1 protein-coding gene is annotated in these 447 nt (G+C 67.1%); it reads left to right on the top strand.

Annotated elements, in window-relative coordinates; all coding sequences use genetic code 11:
* Positions 1-447 (top strand): hypothetical protein (locus BN358_RS26130; RefSeq protein ID WP_198018375.1); only part of this gene is annotated, 447 nt, incomplete at both ends.

Below are 447 nucleotides of genomic sequence, written 5' to 3'. Positions count from 1 at the left end.
AGGCGCTCGCCGACGACGGCAACCTGCGCATCCCGATTCCCGACACGGCCCAGCTGCCGTCGGTGGCCGCAGCTTCGGGGACGGGCTCCTGGTCGAGGCCTACGACGAGGCCACTGAGACAGACATCTACCGCGCCAGCAACGACAGCGGCAAGAGCTGGCAGAGCGTGGACCTCTCGCTGGACTGGGAGGGTGGGACCTACACCAGCGGCGGCCACCTGTACTACCAGGACTCCTCCGACGGCACACCGGTCGTGAAGAACTTCGAGTTCGCCACCAACAAGACCACGCCCGTCGCCGAGTTGGACGATCTCGCTGACCTGCTCAGCCCGACCTACGCGGTGCGCAAGCAGCTTGCCGACCCCGACAACGACGATTACACCCTGACCGGACTGGTCGCCACCGAGCTCACCTCCGCCGCCACCGAACACCCCCTTGCCTACACCCG

This window comes from Sedimentibacter sp. B4 (genome assembly GCF_000309315.1).
GTDB lineage: Bacteria > Bacillota > Clostridia > Tissierellales > Sedimentibacteraceae > Sedimentibacter > Sedimentibacter saalensis.
Note: the sequence above shows the minus strand (reverse complement) of the source record. Positions and strands in the feature narration are given on the sequence as shown.